The following is a 25075-nucleotide window of genomic DNA, read 5'->3' on the forward strand; positions in this document are numbered from 1 at the left end:
AGGGGCCCCGGCCTGTCCGCTAGCCGACGTGCACGACGTCGTGCGTCTCGGCGAAGTGGCACGCGCTCTCGTGCTGCGTGCCGGGCCGGATCTGCAGCAGCGGCTCCTCCTCGGCGCAGATCTCCTGCGCCTTCCAGCAGCGGGTGCGGAACCGGCAGCCCGACGGCGGGTTGGCCGGCGAGGGCGGGTCGCCCTGCAGGATGATCCGCTCACGCTGCTCGCGGCCCTCGGGGTCGGGGACCGGCACGGCCGACAGCAGCGCCTGCGTGTACGGGTGAGCCGGCTTGTCGTAGATCTCCACGTCCTTGCCGAGCTCGACGAACTTGCCCAGGTACATCACGCCGACCCGGTCGGAGATGTGGCGCACCACCGACAGGTCGTGGGCGATGAAGATGTACGCCAGGTTGAACTCGTTCTGCAGCCGCTCCAGCAGGTTGATGACCTGCGCCTGGATCGACACGTCGAGCGCGGACACCGGCTCGTCGCAGACGATGATCTCCGGCTGGAGCGCCAGGCCGCGGGCGATGCCGATGCGCTGCCGCTGGCCGCCGGAGAACTGGTGCGGGTAGCGGTTGATGTGGTCGGGGTTGAGGCCCACGACCTCCAGCAGCTCCTGCACCCGGCGGCTGCGGTCGCCCTTGGGCGCCACCTCGGTGTGGATGTCGAACGGCTCGCCGACGATGTCGCCGACGGTCATCCGGGGGTTCAGCGAGGTGTAGGGGTCCTGCATCACCATCTGGATGTTGCGGCGCATCCGCTTGAGCTCGCCGCCCTTGGCGCGGGCCATGTCGCGACCGTTGATCATCACCGAGCCGGACGTGGGCCGCTCCAGCGCCATGAGCAGCTTGGCCAGCGTCGACTTGCCGCACCCCGACTCGCCCACGATGCCCAGCGTCTCGCCCTTGTCGAGGGTGAACGAGACGCCGTCGACGGCCTTGATGGCGCCGATCTGCTTCTTGAACATGATGCCCTGGGTCAGGGGGAAGTGCTTGACCAGATCGCGGACCTCGAGGATGCGCTCACCCTTGGTCGCCATCGAGGACCTCCCTCCAGTAGTGACACGCGCTGTTGCGCCTGCCGTTGATCTCGTAGAGCGGGGGGTTGTCGGTCACGCAGTTGTCCTGCCGGTACGGGCAGCGCGGGTGGAAGGCGCACCCGGTCGGCATGTCGAGCAGGTTGGGCGGCAGGCCCTTGATGGCGTACAGCTCCTGGCCCTTGAGGTCGACCCGGGGGATCGACTCCAGCAGGCCCTTCGTGTACGGGTGGGCCGGGTTGCGGTAGATGTCGTGCACGGGCGCGTTCTCGACGATGCGACCCGCGTACATGACCGCGATCTTGTCCGCGACGTCGGCGACCACGCCGAGGTCGTGGGTGATCAGGATCATGCCCATGTTGCTCTCGCGCTGCAGCTCCGCGAGCAGCTCCATGATCTGGGCCTGCACCGTCACGTCGAGCGCGGTCGTCGGCTCGTCCGCGATCAGCACCTCGGGGTCCAGCGCGATCGACATGGCGATCATGATGCGCTGCCGCATGCCCCCGGAGAACTGGTGCGGATAGTCGTTGACGCGCTGCTTGGCGGCCGGGATGCGCACCCGGTCCATCAGCTCGACGGCCTTGATCATCGCGTCGCGCTTGGACATGCCCCGGTGCACCCGGAACATCTCGCTGATCTGCCAGCCCACGGTGAACACCGGGTTCAGCGCGGACAGCGCGTCCTGAAAGATCATCGCGATGCGCTGGCCGCGCACCTGCGTGCGGGCCTCGTCCGACAGCTTGAGCAGGTCGGTGCCGCGGAAGCGGATCTCCCCCTTGGGGATGCGCGCCGGCGGCATGTCGAGAATGCCCATGATCGCCTGCGCGGTCACGGACTTGCCGGAACCCGACTCGCCCAGCACCGCGAGGGTCTCCCCCGGGCCGAGCGAGTAGCTCACCCCGTTGACGGCCCGGACGGTGCCGGCCCGCGTGGCGAACTCGACGTGCAGGTTGTCCACCGCCAGCAACGGCTCGTCGCCCAGCCCTCCCTCGGCGGGCAACGTGTCCAGCGATGTCTTCTTCATGGATCCCCCCTCCTACCTGAGCTTCGGGTCGAGCGCGTCGCGCACGGCGTCGCCCAGCATGATGAACGCCAGCACGGTGATGCTCAGGAACACCGCCGGGAACACCAGCGGCAGCGGAGCCTCCAGGAACCTGCTCCGGGCGTCGGCGATCATCAGACCCCACGAGATGTCCGGGGGCTGCACGCCGACTCCCAGGAAGGACAGCGCGGCCTCGGCCGCGATGAACCCGCCCAGGTTGATGGTGGCGACCACGATGACCGGGGCCAGCGCGTTCGGCAGCAGGTGCCGGAACATGATCCGGCCCTGGCTCGCGCCGAGCGCCCGCGCCGCGACGACGAAGTCCTGGCTGCGCGCGGTGATCACCGCGGCTCTCATGATGCGGAACGTCATCGGCCACGACAGCACCGCCAGCGCCATCACGACGATCCAGATGCCCATGTCCTGGCCACGGAAGGTGGCCGTGATGAGCAGCGCGCCCAGGATCATGGGAATGGCGAAGAACACCTCGGTGACCCGGGAGGACACCGTGTCGACGACGCCGCCGCGGCTGCCCGCGATGAGGCCGAGAAGGCCGCCCACGATCGCCGTGATGATCGTGGTGGTGACGCCGATCAGGATCGAGTTCTTGGCGCCGTAGATGGTCCGGGCGTACACGTCGCAGCCCTGGTTGTCACGCCCGAAGATGTGCCCCGTGCTCGGTCCCTGACGGGCGGTGGCGAGCTCGCACGTCCGGGCGTCCAACGGGTTGATGGACGTGAACAGCGACGGCCAGAACGCCATGACCATCAGGATCGCGATGAGGACCAGCGACATGATGAACATCGGCCGGCGCCGGAGGTCGTGCCAGGCGTCGCTCCACAGGCTCGCCGGCTTGCCCTCCTTCTGCTTGCGGCGCTTGCCGGGCGAGGGAGCCGTCGTCACCTGGTCGGTGGTGACCGTCTGGGTCTCAGGCTGCACAGGCCCGGTCTGTGGGGTGTCTCTACTCATAGCGGATCCTCGGGTCGAGCACTGCGTACATCAGGTCGACGACCAGGTTGGCCAGGATGTACACCAACACCAGGACTGTCACGATGCCTACGACGATGGGTTGCTCGCGCAGGTAGACGCCGTTGTAGAGCTGCAGGCCGATCCCCGGCAGGTTGAAGATCGTCTCGGTGATCACCGCGCCGCCCATCAGGTTGCCGAGGTCGGCGCCCAGATAGGTGACCATGGGGATCAACGCGTTGCGCAGGCCGTGCCGGCCGATGACCCGGCGTCGCGACAGGCCCTTGGCGGTCGCCGTGCGGATGTAGTCGGATCTCAGGGTCTCCACCAGGCTCGTCCGTGTGAGCCGGGTGAGGTACGCGATCGACACACCCGCCAGCACGAACCCTGGCAGCAGGTACGACTTGAGCCCCTGCGTGGCGCCCGAGATCGGGAAGAACTCCGTGCCCGTGACCTGCTTGAGCCACACGCCCAGCCACAGCTGCAGCACGAAGCCGCTGACCAGCGTGGGGATGGAGATGAGCAGCAGCGTCGAGGCGAGGATCGCCGTGTCCGTCGCCCGCCCGCGGCGCAGCGCGGCCCACAGGCCGAGCAGCACGCCGATGATCGCCTCCAGGGTGAGGGCGACGAGGGCGAGGTTGAGCGTCACCTGCAGCTTGCCGGCCAGCAACTGGGTGACCGGAACCCCGGCGAAGGTCTTGCCGAAGTCGCCTTCGAGGACGATGCCCTTGATGTAGTACCAGTACTGCACCAGCAAGGGGTCGTTCAGGTGATATTGGTCGCGGATGATCGCGACGATGTTGGGGTCCTGTCTCTTGTCACCGGCCAGCGCCGCGACGGGGTCGCCGGGTAGCGCGAAGACGATGGCGAAGATGAAGAAGGTTGCGCCCAACAGCACTGGCAGCGCCTGGATCAGGCGCCGGATGATGTAACGGCCCATTCAAGTCTCCCGTACATGCCAGAAGGCAGCAGCGCGGACCGATGGGGTGTACGGCCTGCGCGACTGCCTTCCTGGCGGCTCTCGAGGGGCGGGCGGGCCTTGGCACACCCGCCCCCGGGAACAACGTCAGGCCTTCTCGACGTCAGCCCACTCGACCTGGTTGAGCAGGTTGATCTTGACGTTCTTGACCTTGGTGGAGTATCCGGAGTTGTTCCGGTAGAAGTACACCGGGATGTAGGGGAGGTCCTTGATCAGGATGTCGTCGGCCTGCTGGTAGAACTTCAGGCCCTCTTCGGCGGTCGCCGCCTGGTCGCCCTTGGCGACGGTCTCGTCGAACTCGGGGTTGGTGTAACCCGCGTAGTTGGAGCCCGTCTTGATGGCGCCGGTCGAGAAGATCGGCGTCAGGTAGTTCTCGGCGGACGGGTAGTCGATCGCCCAGCCCATCCGGAACATGCCCTTGTACTTCTTGGCGTCCAGGTCGTCCAGGATGCTGGCGAACTTCTCGAACGGCTTGACCGTCACCTCGACGCCGAGGTTGGCGCGGAGGTTGTTGGCAACGGCCTCGATCCACTCCTTGTGGCCGCCGTCGGCGTTGTAGCCGAGCTCCAGCTTCTTGGGACCGTTGGCGGCGGCGTACTGCTCCTTGGCCTTGCCGGGGTTGTAGGAGCAGGCGGCGCAGGCGCCCTGGCGGTAGCCCGCGATGGCCGGGTTGATGAAGTCGTCGGCCGGGGCGCGGGTGCCCGAGAAGACGGTCTCGGCGATCGTCTTGCGGTCGATGGCCATCGAGATGGCCTCCCGCATCTTGACGTCCTTGTACTCGTCGTTGTACTGCAGCGGGAAGCCGATGTAGCCGATGCCGGCGTCCGGCTGGTCCTGGTAGCGGTCGCCGAGCGCGGTCTTGGCGCTGGCGATCGCCGACGCGGGCAGCGAGTCGTGGATGTCGATGTTGTCGCCCTGGAGATCGTTGTAGGCGGTCTCCGAGCTGTTGTAGAGCTTGAACTGGAGCTTGGTCCAGCCGTTCGGCTTCTTGCCGGGGTACTTGTCGTACACCGACAGCTCGATGGTCTGGTCGGTGCCCTTCTTGTAGGGCTTGTCCAGCTTGAACAGGCCCTGACCGATCGGCTTCTCGCCGAACTCGGTGGTCACCTTGCCGTCGGCGCCGAAGGCGGCCTTGGGCAGGGGGTAGAAGGCGGTGTAGCCCAGCATCGTCTTGAACTGCGAGAACGGCGCGGTCAGGGTGACCTGGAGGGTCGTGTCGTCGACCGCCTTGAGACCCTTCATCTCCTTGGTGGAGGGCGTCTTGCCCTCACCCGGGTTGAGGTCGGCGTAGCCGTCGATCCGGCCGAAGAAGTAGCCGGCGCCCTGGGCGTTCTCCTGGTTGGCGGCGAAGTTCCAGGCGTCGACGTAGTTCTGGGCGATCAGGGGCTCGCCGTTGTGCCAGGTGTAGCCCGGCTTGAGCTTGATCGTCCAGACCTTGTTGTCGTCGCTGGTGATCGACTCGGCGGCGGCCTCGACCGCCTCCTTGTTCTCGTTGTAGTTGACCAGCGGCTCGAAGATCGCCGCGAGCGTCTCAGCGCCCTCCGACTCCGTGGTGTTCGAAGGGACCAGCAGGTTCTGGGGCTCACCGAGCTCCATGCGGACCGGCGTGTCGGCACTTGTTCCGGAGTTGCCGGTCTCGGTGCCGCTGCCGCCGCCACACGCGGCAACCGCGACGGCCAGCAGCGCGGTACCGGCGACGATCTGTGCGCCCTTAGTAACACGCATGGTAAGAGTATTCCTCCCTCTACAAGTGGGCGTTAGCGCTGAGCTGCGATGAACGTGAGCAGCCTGACGGGGGGTTAGGTAATCCCCCGGGTTTGGCTGACATGGTCAAACCAGCCGACGCCCTGCCAGTCGATCGCGACTATCCCTCACTACGTGCCACCAGCGAGTCTCTGGCGCGTTGCAGTTCGGTCACACAAGCGACTATCCAGCTTCACCGACATATGCCATAGAAGGCCCAATGCTGTACGTAGCCGTCAGATGGCACACCCGTGGACGTGGACAGTCGAGCAAAAATACCTCTTGGCGCACCGTGCTCGCGCCCTTGCCCGCCGCGCGCCGGGGCTCTGGGTTACGGTTGTGCGAGTCTTGGCGGCGCCTTGGAACCAGGCGCCCCGAGACACCGTCCAACTGACTGCCGCACGACCCCGTGACCGGCACCCCGACGATCCGGATCCAATAGAGTCCTAGCCATGAGTCAGCCGGAATCCGCTGTGGCGGACGCCCAGGCGGGCGGCCGGAGCGGGCAGGAGCCGCTGGCCAAGCTCGCCGCGAGATACGGGCTTCGCCGTGCCATGGCACGGCCGAGGTTCACCGTCTACGTGCGCCAGCTCTGGGAGCGACGGCACTTCATCCTGACCTACGCGACCTCGCGGAACGTCTCGAAATATTCCAACTCGGCCCTCGGCCAGCTCTGGCAGGTCCTGACCCCGCTGCTCAACGCCGCCATCTACTACGTGATGTTCGGCATCATCCTCGGCGGCAAGGGCGACATCGCGAACTACCCGGCGTTCCTGCTCACCGGGATGTTCGTCTTCACCTACACCCAGCGCACCGTCACCGCCGGGGCCAAGTCGATCTCCGGCAACCTGTCGCTGATCCGCGCGCTGCACTTCCCGCGCGCCTCCCTGCCGCTCGCCTACACCATCCAGGAGCTGCAGCAGCTCGCCATCTCCATGGGCGTGCTGCTGGTGATCGTGGTCGCCACCGGTGAGTTCCCGACCTGGTTCTGGCTGATGATCCCGGTCGTGCTGCTGCTGCAGACGATGTTCAACATCGGCGCCGGGCTCATCATCGCCCGCCTCGGCTCCTCCATGCGCGACCTCAACCAGCTCCTGCCCTTCATCACCCGCACCTGGCTCTACGCCTCGGGCGTCTTCTTCTCGATCCAGGAGAAGGTCGTGGGCAGCGCCGAGCTGCCCCAGTGGGTCGCCGACGTGATGTACTACGCCAACCCCGCGGCCTCCTACATCGAGGTCATGCGCGACATCCTCATCACCAAGAGCGATCACGTCCCGCCGCAGTCCGTGTGGATATCTTGCGTATTCTGGGCAGTGTTCACACTCGGCTTCGGCTTCTGGTACTTCTGGCGTGCCGAGGAGAGGTACGGGCGTGGCTGAACTGACCGAGGAGCTGTCACTGGTGAAGGGCGAGGAGCCCGCCGTCCCCGCCAAGGCCGGCACTAACGGCAAGGCCGACACGGCCGGCAAGGGCGGGAAGGCAGACCCCAAGCCGGCGGTGACCGGCGGCAAGTCCCCACTCGACGTTCCCACCGGCACCCCCACCGTCATCGTCGACGACCTCCACATCGTCTACCGCGTCTACGGCGCGGCCACCGACGCCGAGAAGGGCAACGCGGTCAACGCCCTGACGCGCATCCTGAAGCGCCAGGGCCGCCCGCAGATGAAGGAGGTCCACGCCGTCAAGGGCGTCTCCTTCGTTGCCTACCACGGCGACGCCATCGGCATCGTGGGCCGCAACGGCTCGGGCAAGTCCACGCTGCTGCGCGCCATCGCCGGCCTCCTGCCGCCGCACGCCGGCGCCGTCTACACCGACGGCCAGCCGTCGCTGCTGGGCGTCAACGCCGCGCTCATGCGCGACCTGACCGGCGAGCGCAACATCGTCCTCGGCTGCTACGCCATGGGCATGACCCCGTCCGAGGTCAGGGAGAAGTTCCAGGAGATCGTCGACTTCTCCGGCATCGACGAGTTCGTCCAGCTCCCGATGTCCACCTACTCCTCCGGCATGGGCGCCCGGCTGCGCTTCGCCATCTCCTCCGCCAAGACCCACGACGTGCTGCTCATCGACGAGGCTCTGGCCACCGGCGACCGCGAGTTCCGCAAGAAGAGCGAGAAGCGCATCCGGCAGATCCGCGAGGAGGCCGGCACGGTCTTCCTCGTCGCCCACGACCTCCGGGTCATCGAGGAGACCTGCAACCGGGTCATCTGGCTGCACAAGGGCAAGATCAAGATGGACGGCGACCCCAAAGAGGTCCTCGCCGCCTACAACAAGGGCTGACCTCCCCTTTTCTCCCGCGCGACCTCCGCGACACGAGTGGCGAGCGCCTGACAGGGTGACGCGTGTTCGGATATGATTCGAACGTTGTTTCGATCCGCTGAGGATTGATGGAGTGGAGGCGCGATGCGAGAGCTTTCGGCCGCGATCGACCACCTGGCCATCGAGGACGTGTCGGAGATTCCCCGGACCGAGCTGACGGCCCAGCTCATCGAGCTCCACTGGCAGATGGCGAGGCTCCAGGCCCAGATCGCCCGCCGCACCGGCGTACGACTCCTCTGACCCACCGGCACGCGCACCAGGCGAGGCCGCCCGTACCGGCCACCCGCTCACCGCAGCCATCCCCGCCACCCGACCCCACCACCCGCCGCTCCGGGGCGCACGCCCCATACCCGGCCCCGGCAGATCACGGCCACAGTCGCCACCTGGACACGCACGCTTCCATCCCGCTCCCGACCGGGCACGCATCCCTGGCCGTTCCCACGCGGACATGCGGATGCCGCCGATCCCCGGCGAGGATCGGCGGCAGGTGCACCCCGCGCCGCGCCGCCGCCCTGCAGTGGCGGCGCGGCGCGCGAGCGCGGCCCGGGTGGCGGCCCGAGCCCCGGGTGTCGGTGACCGGTGCGGGCGCGTCCGCCCGCACCGGTTCACCAGACCGCTCGCGTCCGCGAGGGCCTCACCCACGTGACCGCTCGCCGGGCACCCGGGCACCATGGGCGCCGGGCGAACCGGTCACGTCTGTCTGTTCGGCGGCGCCGCGCCGGCGCGGGACACCGCCGGATGCGGTGCCGGCACCGCCGGATGCGATCCGGAGCCCGCCCACCCGCCGCCCCGGGATCGCGCCTCGGGCAGGCGGGGCGTCGGCACCTTCTGACACGCACCACCTGTCGTCACGACCTCCCGGCGGCCCGCGGCGGGCACCGCGATCACGCCTGGAGGCCCGTCCCGGGCAGCCCGGCGGTCCGGGGCAGACCCGGCACACCCACATGGGGCAGCCGAGCACCCGGCAGACCCGCGCCCGGCAGACCCGCACCGGCCAGGCCCGGGTTGGGCAGCTGAGCACCCGGAAGACCTGTGCTGGGCAGGCGCGTACCGGGAAGACCCGCGCTGGGCAGGCGAGCACCGGGAAGACCCGTCTGCGGCAGCCCCGCACCGGCCAGGCTCGGGCTGGGCAGACGCGCGCCAGGGAGACCCGTGCCCGGCAGGCCGCTGTCCGGCAGGACCGCGCGGGAACCCCCGACGCGGGAGGCGCCGGCACCCGGGCGGTCGGCGCCCGACGCGAGGTGCCGGCGGACGCGGCTCAGCTCATCGGTCTTGCCAAGGACGGCCCGGCCGTCCTTTCTCGGAGCGTTGACCGAGTGCAGCACCCCGGCGACCGGAGCCCCCGCGCTGGCGACCGGAGCCCCCGCGCTGGCGGGCCTCACCCCGGTGGCCGGAGCCCCCGCCCTGGCCGGCCTTGCGCCGGGAGTCCACGTGCGGAGCTTGGTGGTCGGATCCACGATGATCGGGCTCCGGGCCTTGGCGACCTGCGCGCCGAGGCTCCGGGCTCCGGCCGGACGCTCAGAGGCGCGTCCCGAGACACGGTCGGTGCGTCCCCGGACGGCGCCCGAGTTCGCGGGCGTCACCGCGGTCCGGACCCCGTCCCCGGCCGACGGGCGGCGAGGCCGCCGCACCGGGCGGTTCTCCGCACCGGCGCCGCCCGGACGCGCGGTCTCGGCAGCGCCACCGGCAGGCCGGGCCTCGGCCCCGGCCGTTCCCGTGCCCCCCGCTCCGGCACCGCCCGTCCCAGCGACACCGGCCCCCGCGGCACCGGCTCCCGGGCTGTCGGCTCCGATGCCACCTGCTCCCGGGCCACTCGTGCCACCCGCTCCCGTGCCGGCAGCACCGCCGCCCCCCGTACCGGCGACTCCGGCACCGGGGCCGCCGGTGCCGGCGGTCTGGGCTGGACCCGTCGTCGCGGGAAGCGCGGGAGCCACGGGCAGCCCGGACGCGGGCGCGGGTGCACCGGACAGGCCAGGCGCGGGCGCGCCCGGCAGCCCCGGCGTGCCCGCGGGAGGCACCACGGGCAGGACCGCGCCGGCGGCGTCTCCCGTGCCCCCGCCCGCCGCGCCCGCCGTCCCCGCGACCCGGCCGTCCGTCCCCGTGGCGGGGCCGTTCGGATGGTCGCGGGGTACGGCCAGGGACGGCGTCCCCGGCGACCGGCCGAGGAGCCCGCCGCCGCCCGGCTCGTCACCGGGGACGGCGGTGAAGCGTTGTTCCAGGGCCTGGGCCGGCGTGGCCGTGAGGGCCACCGCCAACCCGAATGACGCAGCGGCCACGGCCGCCTTGACTACACGATCCATGATTGCCTTCCCGGCTCGTGATCCGACCGCTCCGCACATGGGAAAAGCGAATCGGATGACCCCCGAATACCAAGCCGGACGCGTTATGGGCACCACACGCGACGCGCCGGCCCGGCTGAGCTACCGGCGAAGTTCTATCACCCCGCCCGGACCGCCCGCAGGCCCCGCCGATGCAGCGTGACGAAGGTTTGACGGCCCGGCCGAGGGGGAGAAGAGAATCCTCGGCCGGGCGACAAGTCGGGAAATATCAGAAGGCTATTCCGGATATTCCGGTGGCGTTCCCGCCCGGCCGCCCGTCACCGGGACGGCCCGCGCGCAGAAGAAGGGAAAAGCGAATGCCACGGGCCGGGGGCACAGATTTTCCGGTCGCGGGATACGCGCTTGAACCGCTCAGGCGAGCTGCAGCGACTCCCTCACCTCGAAGGGGAAGCGGTCGGCGAAGGCCGGGCGCAGATCGTTCAGCCACACCGCGGCAGGGTCGTACTTGGCGAAGAACGGCCGGCCCACCAGTGAGGGGTCGCGCGCCTGGATGAGGTGGAGCATGAACACCCGCTCCCCGGCGACCTCGGTGACGCCGTCGACGCACACCTTGCCGGGCGTGGCCGACATGGACGGCCCCCGGACCGTGCGGCAGAGCCCGGACACCGAGGCGTAGGCGTCCCTGAAGATCTCGTACGCCCGTGCCAGCGGAACGGCGAAGTAGTCCTGCGGCCCGGTGTCGCGCTCGACGAACATGTAGTAAGGGATCATCCCCATCCGGTGCTGCCGCCGCCACATGCTCGACCAGACGCCGGCGTCGTCGTTGATGGACCTGATCAACGGGGCCTGGGTCCGGATCGTGGCCCCGCTGTCGAGGATGCGCCTGACCGCCGACTCGACCAGCGGCGACTCCAGCTCGCGCGGGTGGGTGAAGTGGGCCATGAACGCGAGGTTCTTGCCCGCCGCCACCACCTGCGAGAACAGCTCCAGCGTGGAGTCGGCGTCGGGGTCGGTGGTGAAGCGCTGCGGCCAGTAGGCCAGCGCCTTGGTGCCGATGCGGATCGACTCGAGCTGCTCCAGCGCCAGGAGCGGCTCGATGTAACGCCTGATCACCGGCTCACCCATGATCATGGCGTCGCCACCGGTGATCAGGACGCTGGTGACCTCGGGGTGCCGCTGGATGTAGTCGACCATCTGGCCGATGTCGTCGGAGGCGAACTTCAGGTCGGCGTCGCCGACGAACTGCGCCCAGCGGAAGCAGTAGGTGCAGTAGGCATGGCAGGTCTGCCCCTGTTTGGGGAAGATGAGGACCGTCTCGGGATATTTGTGCTGCAGGCCCGGCACCGGCTCGTCGCCGATACGGGGCACGTTGAGGTCCATCTGACCCGCCGGGTGCGGGTTGAGCTGGGCGCGCACGCGGTTGGCCTCGGCCTGGACCTCCGTGTTGGGAGCTTCCGCCTTGAGCAGGTCGGCCAGCCGGGCCACGTCTGTCTCGGGCAGCATGTCCGCCTGGGGGAAGACGAGGCGGTACATGGGGTCGTACGGCGCCGCCGACCAGTCTATGAGTTCGTCGACCACGTAGGCGTTGGTGCGAAAGGGCAGCACCGTGGCGACGGCGCGGACCTTCAGCCGCTCGTCGTCACCGAGGCCAGCCCGCTGCAGGAGCTCGTCGAGATGCTTGGACGTGTACGCCCGGAAGCGTCGCGTGCCTGCCTGGTTCAAGATCACTAGGCCTTTCCCATCTTTTTTGTTCGATCGCCGGTAAACCTCATGGCCGTGTCGCGCGTCTAGGGTTCTTATATCGGGACGCGACCCGCGGGGGCTACGGTTCCGTCGAGCTCCAAGATTTTGCTGAGGTTTCTCGGCTCTCGCGACATATCGCGTCTGCGCGTACACTGGCGAAGGTGACCGACGACACCGACCTGCGCGCCTCCGACGCCGACCGCGACCGCGTGGCCGCCGTGCTCGGCGAGGCGCTCGCCTCCGGACGACTGACCAGTGTCGAGCACGCCGACCGCCTCGACGCCGCCTACACGGCCAGGACGGTCGGCGAGCTCGTCCCCCTCACGCGGGACCTCCCCGACGTGTCCGTCTCACACGCCCCCGCCGCCGTCGAGCAGCAGACGATCGACTCGACGTTCAGCAAGGTGATCAGGAAGGGCCGCTGGGTCGCCTCCAGGCACACCAGGCTGTCGGCCAGGTTCGGCGCGCTGATCGTCGACCTGTCACAGGCCGTGCTGCCCGGCCGCGAGATCACCATCGAGGCCGACGCCCGCTTCGCCAAGCTCGTCGTGCGCGTCCCCGACGACGCCAGGGTGATCGACGAGGGCGGCTCCATGTTCGGCAAGCGCGACGTGGCGGGCGGCTCCGACGGCGACGGGCCGCTCATCCGCATCGTCGGCAGGTCGATGTTCGCCAAGGTGATCGTCTCGCGCGGCGTCTCCGACTGGAACCTGCGGTAGGGCCACGCCGGGCACCGGTTAGCCTTGGCATGCATCCCGCCTGCGATGCGGACACGCCCGAGCCCGCGTTCCAGCCACCCCCTGATGGCGGGGTGGCCGCGGGCTCGCACGCCGTACGAGGTGACCAGTGTCCGACAGCAAGCCGATCGCGCTCGACGCCATGGGCGGCGACCACGCACCCCACGAGATCGTGGCGGGCGCGGTGCACGCCGTCCGTGAGCGCGGGCTGCCGGTGGTGCTCGTCGGCTCGCCACGCGTCCTGTACGAGGCGCTCGCCGACCACGACGCCACCAAGGAGATCCCGATCGTCCGGGCCGAGGAGGCCCTGGCGATGGACGAGGGCGCGCTGGCCAGCCTGCGCCGCCCCCGCTCCAGCATCGCCATCGCCAGCCACCTCGTCCGGCGGGGCGACGCCTGCGCCGTGGTGTCGGCCGGCTCCACCGCCGGGATCGTGGCCACCGGCCGGCTCCGGCTCAAGGCCCAGCAGGGCGTGCTCCGCCCGGCCATCGCCGTCGCCCTGCCCACCCGGCCGCACCCGACGCTGCTGCTCGACGCCGGCGCGAACGCCGAGGTCAAGCCGGAGATGCTGGTGCAGTTCGGGCATCTCGGCTCCGCCTATGCCGAGCTGGCCTTCGACATCGCCCGCCCCAGGGTCGGCCTGCTCACGATCGGCAGCGAGTCCGAGAAGGGCACCAAGCTCGTCAAGCGGGCGCACGAACTGCTGCACGCCTCGGCCGGCATCCACTTCACCGGCAACGTCGAGGGCTACGACCTGCTCAACGGGGCCGCGGACGTGATCGTCACCGACGGCTTCACCGGCAACGTCGCCCTGAAGACCATGGAAGGCGCCGTCCGCTACGCCTTCCAGCAGCTCAAGGAGACGATCAACGATCACCCGGCGGCCCGGCTGGGCGCGTTCCTGCAGCGCTCCCGCATCCGCGACCTGCACCGACGCCTCGACGCCGAGGCCCACGGCGGCGCGGTCCTGCTCGGCCTCAACGGCACCGTCGTCATCGCCCACGGCTCCTCGCGCGCGCAGGGCATCAGCGCGGCCTGCCGGCTCGCCGCCGACCTGGCCGCCGGCGGCATCGTGACCAGGATCGGCGAACGGGTCGCCGCCTCCCAGCGCTCCAACAAGCGGCGATAACTCCCACCGTGTGGCAGTCTTGGGCGGTCCACACAAACGGAGGGATGGGTGCAAGGGCTCACCTCGGCACAGGCTGCCCAGGCCAGGCGGAACATCGTTCCGCGCCGTTCCAGCAGATCGTTCGGCGCGATCATCAGGGCCAACGTCTTCACGCTGTTCAACCTGGTCATCGGCGTCCTCTGGGCGCTCATCCTGATCTTCGGGCACTGGCAGGACAGCATGTTCGGGCTGGTGATCGTGGCCAACGCGCTGATCGGCATCGTCCAGGAGTGGCGCGCCAAGCGCACGCTGGACCGGCTCGCCGTGATCAACGAGGCGCCGGTCACCGTCCGCCGCGACGGCCGCGACCTGCAACTCCCGCCGGACGAGGTGGTGCTCGGCGACCTCGTCCTGCTCGGCCCGGGTGACCGGCTGCTGGTGGACGGCGAGGTCGTCCGTTCCGACGGGCTGGAGATCGACGAGTCGCTGCTCACCGGCGAGGCCGACCCGGTCCACAAGCAGCCGGGCGACCAGGTGCTCTCGGGCAGCTTCGCCGTCGCCGGCTCCGGCGCGTTCGTCGCCACCCGGGTCGGCACCGACGCCTACGCCGTCCGGCTCGCCGAGGAGGCGAGCACGTTCCACCTCGCCCACTCGGAGCTGCGCGACGGCGTGCGCAACTTCATCAAGTACATCACCTGGCTGGTCCTGCCGATCGGCGCCCTGCTGACCTACAGCCAGCTGCGCAACTCGGCCGATTTCGGCACCGCCATCACCGGCGCGGTCGCCGGCATCGTCACCATGATCCCCGAGGGTCTGGTGCTGATGACCTCGATCGCCTTCGCCGTCGGCGTCGTACGGCTGGGCCGGCGCAAGTGCCTGGTCCAGGAGCTGCCCGCGATCGAGGGGCTGGCCAGGGTCGACGTGCTCTGCCTGGACAAGACGGGCACGTTGACGGCGGGCGGCATGGACCTCGACCAGGTGCTGGTGTTACGGGACGACCAGCCGGCGCACGAGGCGCTCGCCGCCCTGGCCGCCGCCGACCACCGGCCCAACGCGACCGCCCAGGCCATCCAGGCCCGCCACCCCTCGGCCCCCGACGGGTGGCAGGCCACCGAGACCGTGCCGTTCTCCTCGGCGCGCAAGTGGAGCGGCGCCGACTTCGGGCCGCGCGGGGCCTGGGTGCTCGGCGCTCCCGACGTGCTGCTCGACGCGGATCAGGACGGTTACCGGCAGGCCGCGACCCTGGCGGCCACCGGTGCCCGGGTCCTCGCGCTCTGCCGTACCGGCGACCTGTCCGCGCTTGCGTCCGGCCCCGGGCCGGTCGCGCCGGGCGGCGAGCCTGAGGGGCCCGGCGGGCCCACCGCACCGGGCGGGCCTGCCGCGTCCAACGGGTCCGGCGGGTCCATCGCGTCGGGCGAGTCCAGTGCGTCAGGCGGGTCCGGCGGACCGGTGGGCGCGGAGATCGAGTGCGTGGCGCTCGTCACGCTCGAACAGCGCATCAGGCCTGACGCCCACGAGACGCTGGAGTACTTCGCCCGGCAGGGCGTCACCGTCAAGGTCATCTCCGGCGACAACCCCGAGGCGGTCTCCGCCATCGCCACCGGCCTCGGCATCCCCGACGGCCACCGGGCCGTCGACGCCCGGACCCTGCCGGAGGACGACCCGGACAAGCTCGCCGAGATCCTCGACGCCAACGCCGTCTTCGGCCGGGTCACCCCGCGCCAGAAACGCCAGTTCGTCGCCGCGCTCCAGTCCCGCGGCCACACCGTGGCGATGACCGGCGACGGCGTCAACGACGTGCTCGCGCTCAAGGACGCCGACCTCGGCATCGCGATGGGGGCGGGCAGCCCCGCCACCAAGGCCGTGGCCCAGGTGGTGCTGCTCGACAACCGGTTCGCGACCCTGCCGCACGTCGTCGGCGAGGGCCGCCGCGTGCTGGCCAACATCGAACGGGTCTCCGGCCTCTTCCTCACCAAGACCTTCTACGCGATCGTGCTGTCGCTGCTCACCGGGGTGCTGGGGATGATGTTCCCGTTCGCGCCGCGACACTCGACGCTGGTCAACGCGCTGACGATCGGGGTGCCCGCGTTCTTCCTGGCGCTCGCGCCGACGCTGGAGCGGGCGCGGCCCGGGTTCGTGCCGCGCGTGCTCCGCTTCGCCGTACCGGCCGGGGTGACGTGCGCGGCCGCGGTGATGCTGTCGTTCTGGGTCGCGCACAGCGACACCTCCACCCTGAACGGGGACCGCACGGCCGCGGTGATCGCGCTGTTCCTCACCACGTGGTGGGTCCTCGTGCTCGTCGCCAGACCGCTCACCTGGTGGCGGGTCGTGCTGGTCGGGTCCATGGCCGCGCTGTTCGCGGCGGCCCTCGCGCTGCCACCCGTCCGGGAGCTCTTCGCCCTCGAACCCGGCGGCACCGGCACCGATCTGGCCGCCGTCGGCATCTCCGCGGTCGCCGCCGTGACGATCAGCATCGCGGTCAGGCTCGCCGGTACCCTTAGAGCATGACCGACCCGCAGATTGTGCTCGCCGAGCGCGTGCAGCAGGCTCTGGCCGCCGCGTTCGGGGCCGAGCACGCCGACGCAGACCCGCTGATCCGGCCCTCCCAGTTCGCCGACTTCCAGGCGAACGTCGCGATGAGCCTGGCCAAGCGTCTGCGACGGTCGCCGCGGGAGGTCGCCCAGGCGCTCGCCGCCGAGCTGTCCGACTTCCCCGGCACGGTCGAGGTCAGCGGTCCCGGCTTCCTCAACATCACGCTCGACGACTCGTGGATCGCCGCCGAGGCCACCGGCATGCTGCGCGACCCGCGCGCCGGCGTCGGCACGGTCACCCCGGCGCAGACGATCGTGATCGACTACTCCGCGCCCAACGCGGCCAAGGAGATGCACGTCGGCCACCTGCGCACGACGATCGTCGGCGACGCGCTGGCCCGCGTCCACGAGCACGTGGGCAACACCGTCATCCGGCAGAACCACCTCGGCGACTGGGGCACGCCGTTCGGCATGCTCATCGAGCACCTGCTCGACATCGGCGAGGAGACCGCGGTCGCGCAGCTCGAAGCCGGCATGGGCACCGAGTTCTACCAGGCGGCCCGCGCCAAGTTCGACGGCGACGACGGTTTCAAGGCGCGCTCCCGCACCCGGGTGACCACGCTCCAGTCGGGCGACGCCGACACGCTGCGGCTCTGGCACGTCTTCATGGACGCGACGGTCCGCTACTTCAACAAGGTCTACGGCATGCTCGGCGTCACCCTCACCGACGCCGACATCGCCGGCGAGAGCATGTACAACCCGATGCTCGCCCAGACCTGCGACGACCTTGAGGCTGCCGGGGTCGCGGTGATGAGCGAGGGCGCGCTGTGCCTCTTCCCGCCCGGCTTCACCGGCTCCGACGACAAGCCGCTGCCGCTCATCATCCGCAAGAGCGACGGCGGCTACGGTTACGCCTCCACCGACATGGCGGCGATCCGCTACCGGGTGCACGACCTCAAGGCCGACCGCATCCTCTACGTCGTCGGCGCCGACCAGGCGCTCCACTTCCGCATGGTGTTCGCCGCCGCCCAGCAGGCCGGCTGGCTCCCCGACACCGTCTCGGCCGAGCACGTCCAGATCGGCATGATGCTGGGCAAGGACGGCCGCCGGTTCAAGACCCGGTCGGGCGAGTCGGTCAAGCTGATGGACCTGCTGCAGGAGGCCGTCGACCGGGCCGGGGCCGCCATCGCCGAACGCGGTTACGACGAGGCGACCCGCGCCGAGATCGCGCAGGTGGTGGGCATGGGCGCGGTCAAGTACGCCGACCTGTCGGTCAGCCACGACAGCGAGTACGTCTTCGACTTCGACCGCATGCTGAAGTTCACCGGCAACACCGGGCCCTACATGCAGTACGCCACCGCCCGGATCCGGTCGATCTTCCGCAAGGCCGGCGTCACTCCCGCCGACGCGGGCGGCGCCGTCGTGCCGGCCCAGCCGGCCGAGCGCGCGCTGGCCCTGCACCTGCTCCGCTTCGGCGCGCTGGTGGAGCACGTGGCGACCGCCTCCGAGCCGCACACGCTGTGCGCGTTCCTGTTCGAGACCGCGAGCCTGTTCAGCACCTTCTACGAGGAGTGCCCGGTCATCAAGGACGGCGTCGACGCGGAGACGACGCAGCAGCGGCTGGCGCTGTGCGCGCTGACCCTGCGCGTGCTGGAGACCGGGCTCGGCCTGCTCGGCGTGCCCGTTCCCGAGCGCATGTGACCCTTCGGTGTGATCCGCTCCGCACCTGTCGTCGTGGGCGCGCCTCCGCCTGGTTGGCGCGCCCCCCGGTTAGGCTTTACGCGGTCATGAACCGAGGCCGAAAATGGGGGAGTTCTCTGCCTTGAGCACGGATCTGACTGCGGACCCCCAGGCAGCGGCAGAGCTGCACCGCTATGCCGAGGCGCTGCTGGCGCATCTGGCCGCCAACGGCGCCGCCCCTCCGTCCGCTCCCGGCTTCCGCGACATCCCCGGTTACTGGCTTCCGCCTGCGGTGCACGCTCTCGTGGCGATCCTCGCCGGTGACGACCCGCTCGAACCGCTGAGCCGCGCAGCCGGCCGCGACCAGCAGCGAACCGCGCTCTTCCTCTGCCTGTCCCTGGCCGTCGCCGGCCACGGCAGCCGCATCCACGCCTCCTGGCTCGGCACCGCCTTCGGCGACCTCGCCCTCGACCTCCCCGTCACCCACGGGCAGCGCGCCCTCTGGCTCGCCGCCGCCCGCGGTGCGTACGGGCCGGCCGGCAAGATCTTCGTTCTGCGCAAGCTCGACAGCCTCGCCATCCCCGACCACACCGGCCCTGCCGACCACCAGGAGTGGGTGCAGGCGCTCGCCCCCGGCGAGCCGACGGTGGTCGTGCCGCCCTCGCTGGTCGACTTCCCGGAGATGGCCGAGCTGCCCGAGCTGGCAAGGCCCGCCCAGGCGGCGGCCCGGCTGGCGCGGCTCCGCGCCCGCTGCCTGGAGATCACCTCCATCCGGCAGGCGGCGCAGACCTCCTCGGCCCCGCTCACCAACAGCAGCGCGAGCCCCGCCACGGCCTGGCAGGAGGACGAGCCGATCGCCGTGCTCCGCTCGCTGATCGGCCTGGGCGGCCCGGCCGGCCCGATGGCCTCGCTCACCACGCACCTGCTCGACGACCTGCGGCCCGCCGCAGACCCGCACCTGGCGGCCATCGCGCTGCACGTGGCCGCGCCGATCCTGCGCGGCGTGGCCGAGACGCTGGAGGCCGACAGCCGACTGGAGCCGCCCGCCACGCTGACCGTGGCGCTGCTCGGCCACCCCGTCGAACTCCACCCCGAGGGCCCCGACGACGCCTCGCTCGCCAAGGCCGAGGCCGCCATCGTGGCGGAGGGCACGCTGCCGCGCGGCACCCCGTGGGCCGTCATCCTCCTGGCCGTGGCCGGCGTCGCCTGCCTGGCGGGAGGTGCGGTGGCGGGGTGGCTGCTCGCGGGGGTGGGAGCGGCCCTCCTGGGAGCGGCGGGGTGGCAGCTCTGGCGCCGCCGCAACGCGATCGCCTCGGACGCGCGCTTGGTGGCCGCGCGAGTGGCCGAACTCCGCGAACTCGCCGACGGCGCCGTATGGGCCCTGCACGCCTACGCCCGCGAAGCGGACGCCCGCGCCAAGCAGGCCGCCGACGACGCGGCCGAGCTCACCCGCCTCGTCCGCCGTGGCCCTCGCGCTGCCTGACCAGCTCTCCTCTGCGGGCGTTCTTCGGCCCGCCCAGCTACCGGCCGCCTCGACGTACGGCTCGGGAGACCACCTGGGAGAACCAGGCCAGGCTGGGCGTCCCGCAGCGACGCCTTCGCACAACCGCCTACCGGCTGTCCGTACGGCTGACCCCACGGCCTGACCGGCGTCGCTCCACTCGCACCGACACGGCCGCGCCCTCTCCCCCCGGGGAGGGCACGACCGGCTCAGCTCTGCGTCGAGAGCCGACGCCTACGGCCTCGTCCGGCCAAGGAGATGGACCGGTCGGCCGCACCACCTGCGGCTCTCCTCGACCGCCCGGCGCGCCCACGCGACGGGCGAGAGGTCCCGACCGGCTCCTCGGCCTCGGCGCGCGGCCTAGCTGGTCTCGATCTCTACGTGGGCCGGCGCGAGCAGGAAGACGCGGTCGGCGATGCGCTCGATCCGTCCTTCGCAGCCATACGCCAGACCTGCCGCGAAGTCGACCATTCTGGTCGCCTCCGGCATCGGCATGCCCGTCACATCCATGATCACCGTCTGGCCGTCACGGAAGTGCTGCCCGATCATCGGCGCGTCGTTGTACTTGAGCGGCTGAACCATCACGATCCGTGACGAGTCGACGGTCGCCCGCCACCTCCTCGCGGCCCGCTCCGACGCCGGCATGTACTCCTCTTCGTACTGCTCGTCGTCGTAGTGGTCGTCGTAATGGTCGATCCCGCCCAGGCCAAGGTAGCCGGCCACCTTGCGCACTGCCCCCATCGGCTTGTCCTTTCCTCAGGAACTCACCGTAATCGGCACGTCCCTACACATTGGACGGTAACCGACGATTCCGTGTTCGCCATGCGACACGCCCACGACTAATTCCATTTTGTACGGCTTGCAGTCTGCTTTCATCTGGATAACTGTCTCCCCAGATAGCATCGAGTCATGCGCGTGTTCACTGTAGACGCCTTCACCGACAGTCCGTTCAAGGGTAATCCGGCCGGCGTCTGCCTGCTGGAGTCTCCGGCACCCGACTCATGGATGCAGGCGGTGGCCACCGAGATCGGTCTGTCCGAGACCGCGTTCCTGCTCGGCGAAACGCTGCGCTGGTTCACTCCGGCGGTCGAGGTCTCGCTCTGCGGCCATGCCACGCTGGCCACGGCCCACGTTCTCTATTCGACGGGCGCGGCGACCGGTCAGCTCGATTTCCTGACCGCGAGCGGAACGCTCAGGGTGAATCGAGCCGGCCACGGCATGATCACTATGGATTTCCCGGCCAAGGAAGTGACACCCACCACAGTTCCGCCCGGACTGGAAAAAGCGCTCGGCGCCACCCCTGTGAGCGTGGGCCGGAGCCACCTCGACCTGCTGGTCGAGCTGCGGTCGGAGGACGAGGTGCGCTCGCTCAGGCCGGACATCGAGGCGCTGCGCGCGGTCGACGCACGGGGGGTCATCGTGACCGCCGCAGCCACGATGGAGGGCCACGACTTCGTCTCCCGCTTCTTCGCTCCGAACGTCGGCGTCCCGGAAGACCCCGTGACCGGCTCAGCCCACTGCGCCCTGGCCCCCTACTGGTCGCAGCGCCTCGGCCGTACCGAACTGGTGGGGGCACAACTGTCCGCCCGGGGCGGGCTGGTCCGCGTCACGGCCGCCGGTGACCGGGTCCACCTGGCCGGCTACGCGGTGACAGTCCTCTCCGGCGACCTGCACATCTGACGACGCCCCGCGACCGCTGCCACGGGCGCTCCGGACCCGGCCGCGGTTATGCCTCCGCTCCGGCTCGCCGACAGCGGTCGCCCTGGAACCGCCGGTGCCCCTTGTCGGGGTCCGCGAAGCGAGAGTGGTCGTCGCGGAGCCGAGGCCGCTGACGGGCGGCGCTTACCCTTGCGCAGTGGCCACGATGCCACTCACGCGGGCCTGACGAGCGGGCGGCGACCACGGGCAACCCCGGATCGTCCGTACCGATCATCGACTGGCGAACCCGGCGCGCGGACGGCGCCCGGCGTCACTCCAACGGTGAGCGGGTCTCCTGAGCGGTCAGGCCGGAAGCACCCACCTGACCAAAGGTGATCACGATGTCCCTGCCGTTGGCGTAACTGACCACAGGCCGCTGCAGCTTGTCACCCACCCGGCGAGCCACCGCCTGGAACAGCTCCACCATCTCCGCGGTGTCGGCGGTCACCCGGAACCGTCCGTTGGCGACGAGGTGCTCGACGACGAGCGGGACGAAGTTCACCTCAGCCCGGATCCTCTCCTCCGCGCTGAGTGGCGTGCGCCGGGGAGCGGTCTGCGTGCCGAGGGGGTGCGTCATCGTTGATCTCCTCCTGATCGTCGTCACTCCAGCATGCCACCCACAGCCCCTCTCCGGACCGCCACCGACCAACCCCTCTACCGGAATTGGAGTGTCGTCCCCCCGCCCCGGTCTCACGATCCTCACCTCCAGCGGCGACGACGCGGACACCCTTGACAGGGAGCCACGGACGCGGCGGCTGAACGACGGCGTTGGGCAGTCCTCTTGTCCACCCGCCGTGCCCACACCCATGGCGCGAGAACCACCATGAGGCTGCCACACACCTCGAAGGTCAAGCCGAAGATCACTGACGAACTCTTCCCAGGAGCCTTGTCATCCTGATGGCCGGTTACGGCAGACCTCCGGAGCACGGTTCCCGGTGGAGCCTGCAGCGATGTGATCCACTGGCCATGGTCAACCTTGCGGAGGCGTGGACGGTGGGTCCTGCTCACCTCGATCCGGGCACGACCCCGCACAGGTAAGTGGACTCCTCCAGCAGCCGCGGCGTCATCGTGATCCCGGTGAGGCGCTCGGCCAAGAGGAACGCCGGCCCTTCGTGGGGGTCGGCGATCGGGTAGACGGGAGAGTCGATCCGCTCCAGGATCTCTGCGAGTTCGTCCGGCAGCTCCTCCGAGTAGCTTTCATGGTGCCTGAACATGAACTGGATCTTCCCGTCCTTGATCCGGTGGGAATAGCCTTCCTGGTAGGCGTACTCGAACCGGATCTTTCCGTCGTCGATCCAGTAGAAGTAGTCCATGCCGTCGACGTCGAGGTAGAAGTGGGAGACAAGACGGGTTCCGGCCGACAGCGGCATGATGATCTCTTCGGTGATGCCAAGCCCGCTGGAGGCCTCGACGAGGAGCACCCAGTCTCCAACGGCGACGGCACCGAAGGTCTGCCGCCGGATCAGCCCATCAAGCGTCACGCGAGAGCAGTCTTCAACCCGGACGCCGAGCCGGGTCACCGCTTCCTCAGGCGTGAGGCCGCGGACGTAGGTGAAGCAGTAGGCATCCGCCAGGCCGGGGAAACGCTCAGGGGCAAGCCAGGAGTAGTCGTCAGGAGTCGCGATCATCCCGTCATGCTCTCAGCACCCACCGACACGACAAGAGCGACTTCATCCCGAGTAACGGCCTTCGTCACGAACCGCAGCACACGAAGCCTTTCACGAACTGCAGCACACGGAGCGCTCTCGTCTCGGGAAGCGGTCCGCCTCGGCGGCTTCCCAGCACGAGGATGGCCTGCACGATCGCGGTCGCGCGGTGAGGGCAGCGGCGCTGCTTGGTCAATATCTTCCCGGCCTTGAGGGTGGCGACGGCGTGGTCGCCGAGTGCCAAGGCCTTGGCGTGGAGCCCATTGACTCATTCCCGGTGCGGCAGGTTCCACAGGTGGAGAGTGGTCTGGTCCTTGGAGACCGTGTACCAGGCGGCCTGCCCCGCTGATCGGGGAGGTCCCGAGACAGGGAAGGGGTAGGCGACCTGGCCGCGCAGGGCCATCGTGCGTGGGTCGACAAGCCAGTGGCGGGGGTCCTCCGCGGAGTCCTCGGTGCCGACCACGGCGGTGTCGTCGTAGGGGAACGCCGCCGCCTCGTAGTCCCACCGAACGCGGTCGTGGTCCGAGTTTGGGGGAAGGGGCACGGCTTCGTCGGTGTCCAGATGCTGTAGTTCGATGCCATCCTTCGCCCGGTGCAGGTAGAGGGTCCACTGCCCCGGGTCCGTGGTCAGGAAGTGCTCCCCGGACGGGCTCACGGCGAGGAGGACCTCCTCGACGAACCGCTGGACGGTGAGGTTCGCGCCGTCCCAGTGTCCCCACAGCACGGGCGAGTTCTCCTCGCCTTCGCCGATGGTCAGCCCCATGTACGCCGGGTTCGGATGGGGGAAGTGGATGGAGCCCGATCCCACGGTCATCGTCTCGGCCCGGGTCAGTACCGTGCCGTCGGCGGGGTCGAGGATCAGCCATTCCTCGTTGACGTCGCGCCCCGCGTGGTTGCGGATGTGGGCCCAGAGGAGCTTGCCGTCTGAGGAGAAGGCCGCCGACCCGCTGTCCGCGTGGCCGTGGTGGTAGTCGTCGGCGTACTCGGAGAACGAGGCATGGGCCTTGGTGCACACGGCGGCGGACCAACAACCGTGCCGGATTTCCCACCGCACGGTGCCGGTCGAATCCACGGCTCGCAGCGCGTGCACGCCGGCGAACACGGCGAGATCACCGGTGGGAGAGACCGCCACCGAGCCGTACCGGCGGGGCCACGGCGCGGGGAAGTGGGCCTCCATCCCCTCCCCGTCCAGGTCGCGGACGGCCAGCTCGGTGTCCCCACGCTGCACCAGCAGCCTGCGCCCAGGCCAGTGCAGCACCTGTGGACCGTCCGCCGACGCGGGGTCGAGCGGAGCGGCGGCGGTGGCCACGAGACGAGCGGCGAACTGGTTGGAACCCTCGTGGATGGCATCGTTTGGCACAGTCGCATGGTTTCACACGCCTCGGATGGTGAAGTCACCCGTTCTGTCCCGGCTTTCTGCACCGTGTCTTCGGCCTCACTTTGCGTGCTCAGCATCCGGTAACACCGCCGCGAGCAGCGAATGCCGGTTCTCCTCGAACAGCGCCGCCAAGAAAATCAAGCCTGATGTGGCTGGTGACTGGGTGATCACGAGCGGCGTGTCCCCCTCGATCAAGTGAAAAAGCTCCTGGACGATGCACACCGACCAAGATCGTGTATCGCCAGAAGCTTCGGTGCTGTTCTACCGTGCCGCCCTGCCGTTGTCACATCGCACCCTGAACTACGTGGCCAGCGTGATCCGCCGACCGTGGTGGCGCGGTGCGGGCAGCAGCGCAGCCGGGCCAGGATCTTCCAGGTCTTCAACGTGGCGACGGCGCGTTCTCCACAGGCACGGATGCGAGCATGTGCGCAGTGGACCGAGCGCTGATGACGCGACAGCGGCGGCCGCAGCCGATGACCTTTGAACGGCGTGCGGATGCTGCCGCCTGCGCCTTGGTAGCCCCTGTCGGCGAAGGCCTTCACCCCTGCGGCGTCAGCGCGTCGATCAGGCCGGTGGCGTGTGCCGCGGTCAGGTCATGCGTGGCACCGATGGAGGCAGCTCACTGCCCTTCGCCACAAACAGAAATGGGGCCTCACCCGAAGGTGAGACCCCATTTCCAAAGATTGTCCGGCGGT

The 25075-nt window shown here is 69.7% G+C and carries 20 protein-coding genes and 2 pseudogenes; 9 read left to right on the plus strand and 13 right to left on the minus strand.

The window, feature by feature from the left end:
• Positions 1 to 19 precede the first annotated feature (19 nt).
• From CXR44_RS28955 to CXR44_RS28975, 5 genes are all read right to left on the minus strand, one after another.
• Entirely contained in the window at positions 20 to 1036 is a 1017-nt protein-coding gene (locus CXR44_RS28955) for an ABC transporter ATP-binding protein (RefSeq protein WP_101789302.1), read from the minus strand.
• Positions 1020 to 2057, minus strand: a complete 1038-nt coding sequence (locus CXR44_RS28960) for an ABC transporter ATP-binding protein (protein ID WP_101789303.1) — start codon at positions 2055 to 2057, stop codon at positions 1020 to 1022. Before CXR44_RS28960 ends, CXR44_RS28955 begins: the two co-directional genes overlap by 17 nt.
• 12 nt (positions 2058 to 2069) lie before the next feature.
• On the minus strand, positions 2070 to 3044 hold the full coding sequence (locus tag CXR44_RS28965) for an ABC transporter permease (protein ID WP_101789304.1): 975 nt from the start codon (positions 3042 to 3044) through the stop codon (positions 2070 to 2072).
• Complete coding sequence (locus CXR44_RS28970; RefSeq protein WP_101789305.1) at positions 3037 to 3981, minus strand: ABC transporter permease; 945 nt, start codon at positions 3979 to 3981, stop codon at positions 3037 to 3039. Before CXR44_RS28970 ends, CXR44_RS28965 begins: the two co-directional genes overlap by 8 nt.
• A 126-nt stretch (positions 3982 to 4107) precedes the next feature.
• A complete protein-coding gene (locus tag CXR44_RS28975) occupies positions 4108 to 5745 on the minus strand; it encodes a peptide ABC transporter substrate-binding protein (protein WP_101789306.1) in 1638 nt (545 codons plus the stop codon).
• A gap of 470 nt (positions 5746 to 6215) precedes the next feature.
• On the opposite strand from CXR44_RS28975, the gene CXR44_RS28980 reads away from it, so the two are divergent.
• The 3 genes from CXR44_RS28980 to CXR44_RS39715 all read left to right on the plus strand — a co-directional run bounded on the left by CXR44_RS28980 (position 6216) and on the right by CXR44_RS39715 (position 8319).
• Positions 6216 to 7142: an ABC transporter permease gene (locus CXR44_RS28980; protein ID WP_101789307.1), complete on the plus strand. Its 927-nt coding sequence runs from the start codon at positions 6216 to 6218 to the stop codon at positions 7140 to 7142.
• The gene (locus tag CXR44_RS28985) at positions 7135 to 8040 is read left to right on the plus strand and encodes an ABC transporter ATP-binding protein (RefSeq protein WP_180903752.1); all 906 of its coding nucleotides are present in this window, start codon (positions 7135 to 7137) and stop codon (positions 8038 to 8040) included. The genes CXR44_RS28980 and CXR44_RS28985 overlap by 8 nt, the downstream gene beginning before the upstream one ends.
• 123 nt (positions 8041 to 8163) lie before the next feature.
• Positions 8164 to 8319 carry a hypothetical protein gene (locus CXR44_RS39715; RefSeq protein WP_180903753.1) on the plus strand — a complete coding sequence of 52 codons (156 nt, stop codon included), beginning with the start codon at positions 8164 to 8166 and terminating at the stop codon, positions 8317 to 8319.
• A 2450-nt stretch (positions 8320 to 10769) separates the two neighbouring features.
• Here the strand turns inward: CXR44_RS39715 and CXR44_RS28990 are convergent.
• On the minus strand, positions 10770 to 12086 hold the full coding sequence (locus tag CXR44_RS28990; RefSeq protein ID WP_101789308.1) for a KamA family radical SAM protein: 1317 nt from the start codon (positions 12084 to 12086) through the stop codon (positions 10770 to 10772).
• A gap of 176 nt (positions 12087 to 12262) precedes the next feature.
• Here CXR44_RS28990 and CXR44_RS28995 point away from each other — a divergent pair, with 176 nt between their 5' ends.
• The 5 genes from CXR44_RS28995 to CXR44_RS29015 all read left to right on the plus strand — a co-directional run bounded on the left by CXR44_RS28995 (position 12263) and on the right by CXR44_RS29015 (position 19640).
• Entirely contained in the window at positions 12263 to 12820 is a 558-nt protein-coding gene (locus CXR44_RS28995; protein WP_245899517.1) for a DUF1707 SHOCT-like domain-containing protein, read from the plus strand.
• Positions 12821 to 12947: 127 nt separating this feature from the next.
• Positions 12948 to 13967: a phosphate acyltransferase PlsX gene (plsX, locus tag CXR44_RS29000; RefSeq protein WP_144070123.1), complete on the plus strand. Its 1020-nt coding sequence runs from the start codon at positions 12948 to 12950 to the stop codon at positions 13965 to 13967.
• 48 nt (positions 13968 to 14015) lie between these two features.
• Positions 14016 to 16454 carry an HAD-IC family P-type ATPase gene (locus CXR44_RS29005; protein WP_101789309.1) on the plus strand — a complete coding sequence of 813 codons (2439 nt, stop codon included), beginning with the start codon at positions 14016 to 14018 and terminating at the stop codon, positions 16452 to 16454.
• Positions 16451 to 18178, plus strand: a complete 1728-nt coding sequence (argS, locus tag CXR44_RS29010) for an arginine--tRNA ligase (protein ID WP_101789310.1) — start codon at positions 16451 to 16453, stop codon at positions 18176 to 18178. The genes CXR44_RS29005 and argS overlap by 4 nt, the downstream gene beginning before the upstream one ends.
• Positions 18179 to 18299: 121 nt before the next feature.
• Positions 18300 to 19640, plus strand: coding sequence for a hypothetical protein (locus CXR44_RS29015; protein WP_245899519.1), 1341 nt, complete (start codon positions 18300 to 18302; stop codon positions 19638 to 19640).
• Positions 19641 to 20018: 378 nt separating this feature from the next.
• On the opposite strand, the gene CXR44_RS29020 is transcribed toward CXR44_RS29015, so the two are convergent.
• Positions 20019 to 20399 carry a cell division protein SepF gene (locus tag CXR44_RS29020; protein ID WP_101789311.1) on the minus strand — a complete coding sequence of 127 codons (381 nt, stop codon included), beginning with the start codon at positions 20397 to 20399 and terminating at the stop codon, positions 20019 to 20021.
• A gap of 168 nt (positions 20400 to 20567) precedes the next feature.
• Between CXR44_RS29020 and CXR44_RS29025 the strand changes: the two genes are divergently transcribed.
• Positions 20568 to 21338, plus strand: a complete 771-nt coding sequence (locus CXR44_RS29025; RefSeq protein WP_101789312.1) for a PhzF family phenazine biosynthesis protein — start codon at positions 20568 to 20570, stop codon at positions 21336 to 21338.
• Between the two features lie 289 nt (positions 21339 to 21627).
• Here the strand turns inward: CXR44_RS29025 and CXR44_RS29030 are convergent, their stop codons facing one another.
• The 6 genes and pseudogenes from CXR44_RS29030 to CXR44_RS29045 all read right to left on the minus strand — a co-directional run.
• A complete protein-coding gene (locus CXR44_RS29030; protein WP_101789313.1) occupies positions 21628 to 21933 on the minus strand; it encodes a hypothetical protein in 306 nt (101 codons plus the stop codon).
• A 427-nt stretch (positions 21934 to 22360) separates the two neighbouring features.
• Entirely contained in the window at positions 22361 to 22984 is a 624-nt protein-coding gene (locus tag CXR44_RS29035; RefSeq protein WP_101789314.1) for a DUF6461 domain-containing protein, read from the minus strand.
• Positions 22985 to 23048: 64 nt separating this feature from the next.
• Positions 23049 to 23270, minus strand: a pseudogene (locus CXR44_RS41225) (hypothetical protein); the annotation flags it as partial.
• Complete coding sequence (locus CXR44_RS29040; protein WP_101789315.1) at positions 23271 to 24362, minus strand: hypothetical protein; 1092 nt, start codon at positions 24360 to 24362, stop codon at positions 23271 to 23273. It lies immediately after the preceding pseudogene.
• A 75-nt stretch (positions 24363 to 24437) separates the two neighbouring features.
• Positions 24438 to 24602, minus strand: coding sequence for a hypothetical protein (locus tag CXR44_RS39720; protein ID WP_180903754.1), 165 nt, complete (start codon positions 24600 to 24602; stop codon positions 24438 to 24440).
• A 101-nt stretch (positions 24603 to 24703) separates the two neighbouring features.
• A pseudogene (locus tag CXR44_RS29045) lies at positions 24704 to 24987 on the minus strand (transposase family protein); the annotation flags it as partial.
• Between the last annotated feature and the right edge of the window lie 88 nt (positions 24988 to 25075).

Source organism: Nonomuraea indica, from assembly GCF_002850745.1.
Taxonomy (GTDB): Bacteria; Actinomycetota; Actinomycetes; order Streptosporangiales; family Streptosporangiaceae; genus Nonomuraea; species Nonomuraea indica.

Coding starts and splice junctions, on each gene's coding strand:
- CXR44_RS28955 (WP_101789302.1), bottom strand. CDS start 1,036: ATGGCGACCAAGGGTGAGCGCATCCTCGAGGTCCGCGATCTGGTCAAG.
- CXR44_RS28960 (WP_101789303.1), bottom strand. CDS start 2,057: ATGAAGAAGACATCGCTGGACACGTTGCCCGCCGAGGGAGGGCTGGGC.
- CXR44_RS28965 (WP_101789304.1), bottom strand. CDS start 3,044: ATGAGTAGAGACACCCCACAGACCGGGCCTGTGCAGCCTGAGACCCAG.
- CXR44_RS28970 (WP_101789305.1), bottom strand. CDS start 3,981: ATGGGCCGTTACATCATCCGGCGCCTGATCCAGGCGCTGCCAGTGCTG.
- CXR44_RS28975 (WP_101789306.1), bottom strand. CDS start 5,745: ATGCGTGTTACTAAGGGCGCACAGATCGTCGCCGGTACCGCGCTGCTG.
- CXR44_RS28980 (WP_101789307.1), top strand. CDS start 6,216: ATGAGTCAGCCGGAATCCGCTGTGGCGGACGCCCAGGCGGGCGGCCGG.
- CXR44_RS39715 (WP_180903753.1), top strand. CDS start 8,164: ATGCGAGAGCTTTCGGCCGCGATCGACCACCTGGCCATCGAGGACGTG.
- argS (WP_101789310.1), top strand. CDS start 16,451: ATGACCGACCCGCAGATTGTGCTCGCCGAGCGCGTGCAGCAGGCTCTG.
- CXR44_RS29020 (WP_101789311.1), bottom strand. CDS start 20,399: ATGGGGGCAGTGCGCAAGGTGGCCGGCTACCTTGGCCTGGGCGGGATC.
- CXR44_RS29025 (WP_101789312.1), top strand. CDS start 20,568: ATGCGCGTGTTCACTGTAGACGCCTTCACCGACAGTCCGTTCAAGGGT.
- CXR44_RS29030 (WP_101789313.1), bottom strand. CDS start 21,933: ATGACGCACCCCCTCGGCACGCAGACCGCTCCCCGGCGCACGCCACTC.
- CXR44_RS29035 (WP_101789314.1), bottom strand. CDS start 22,984: ATGATCGCGACTCCTGACGACTACTCCTGGCTTGCCCCTGAGCGTTTC.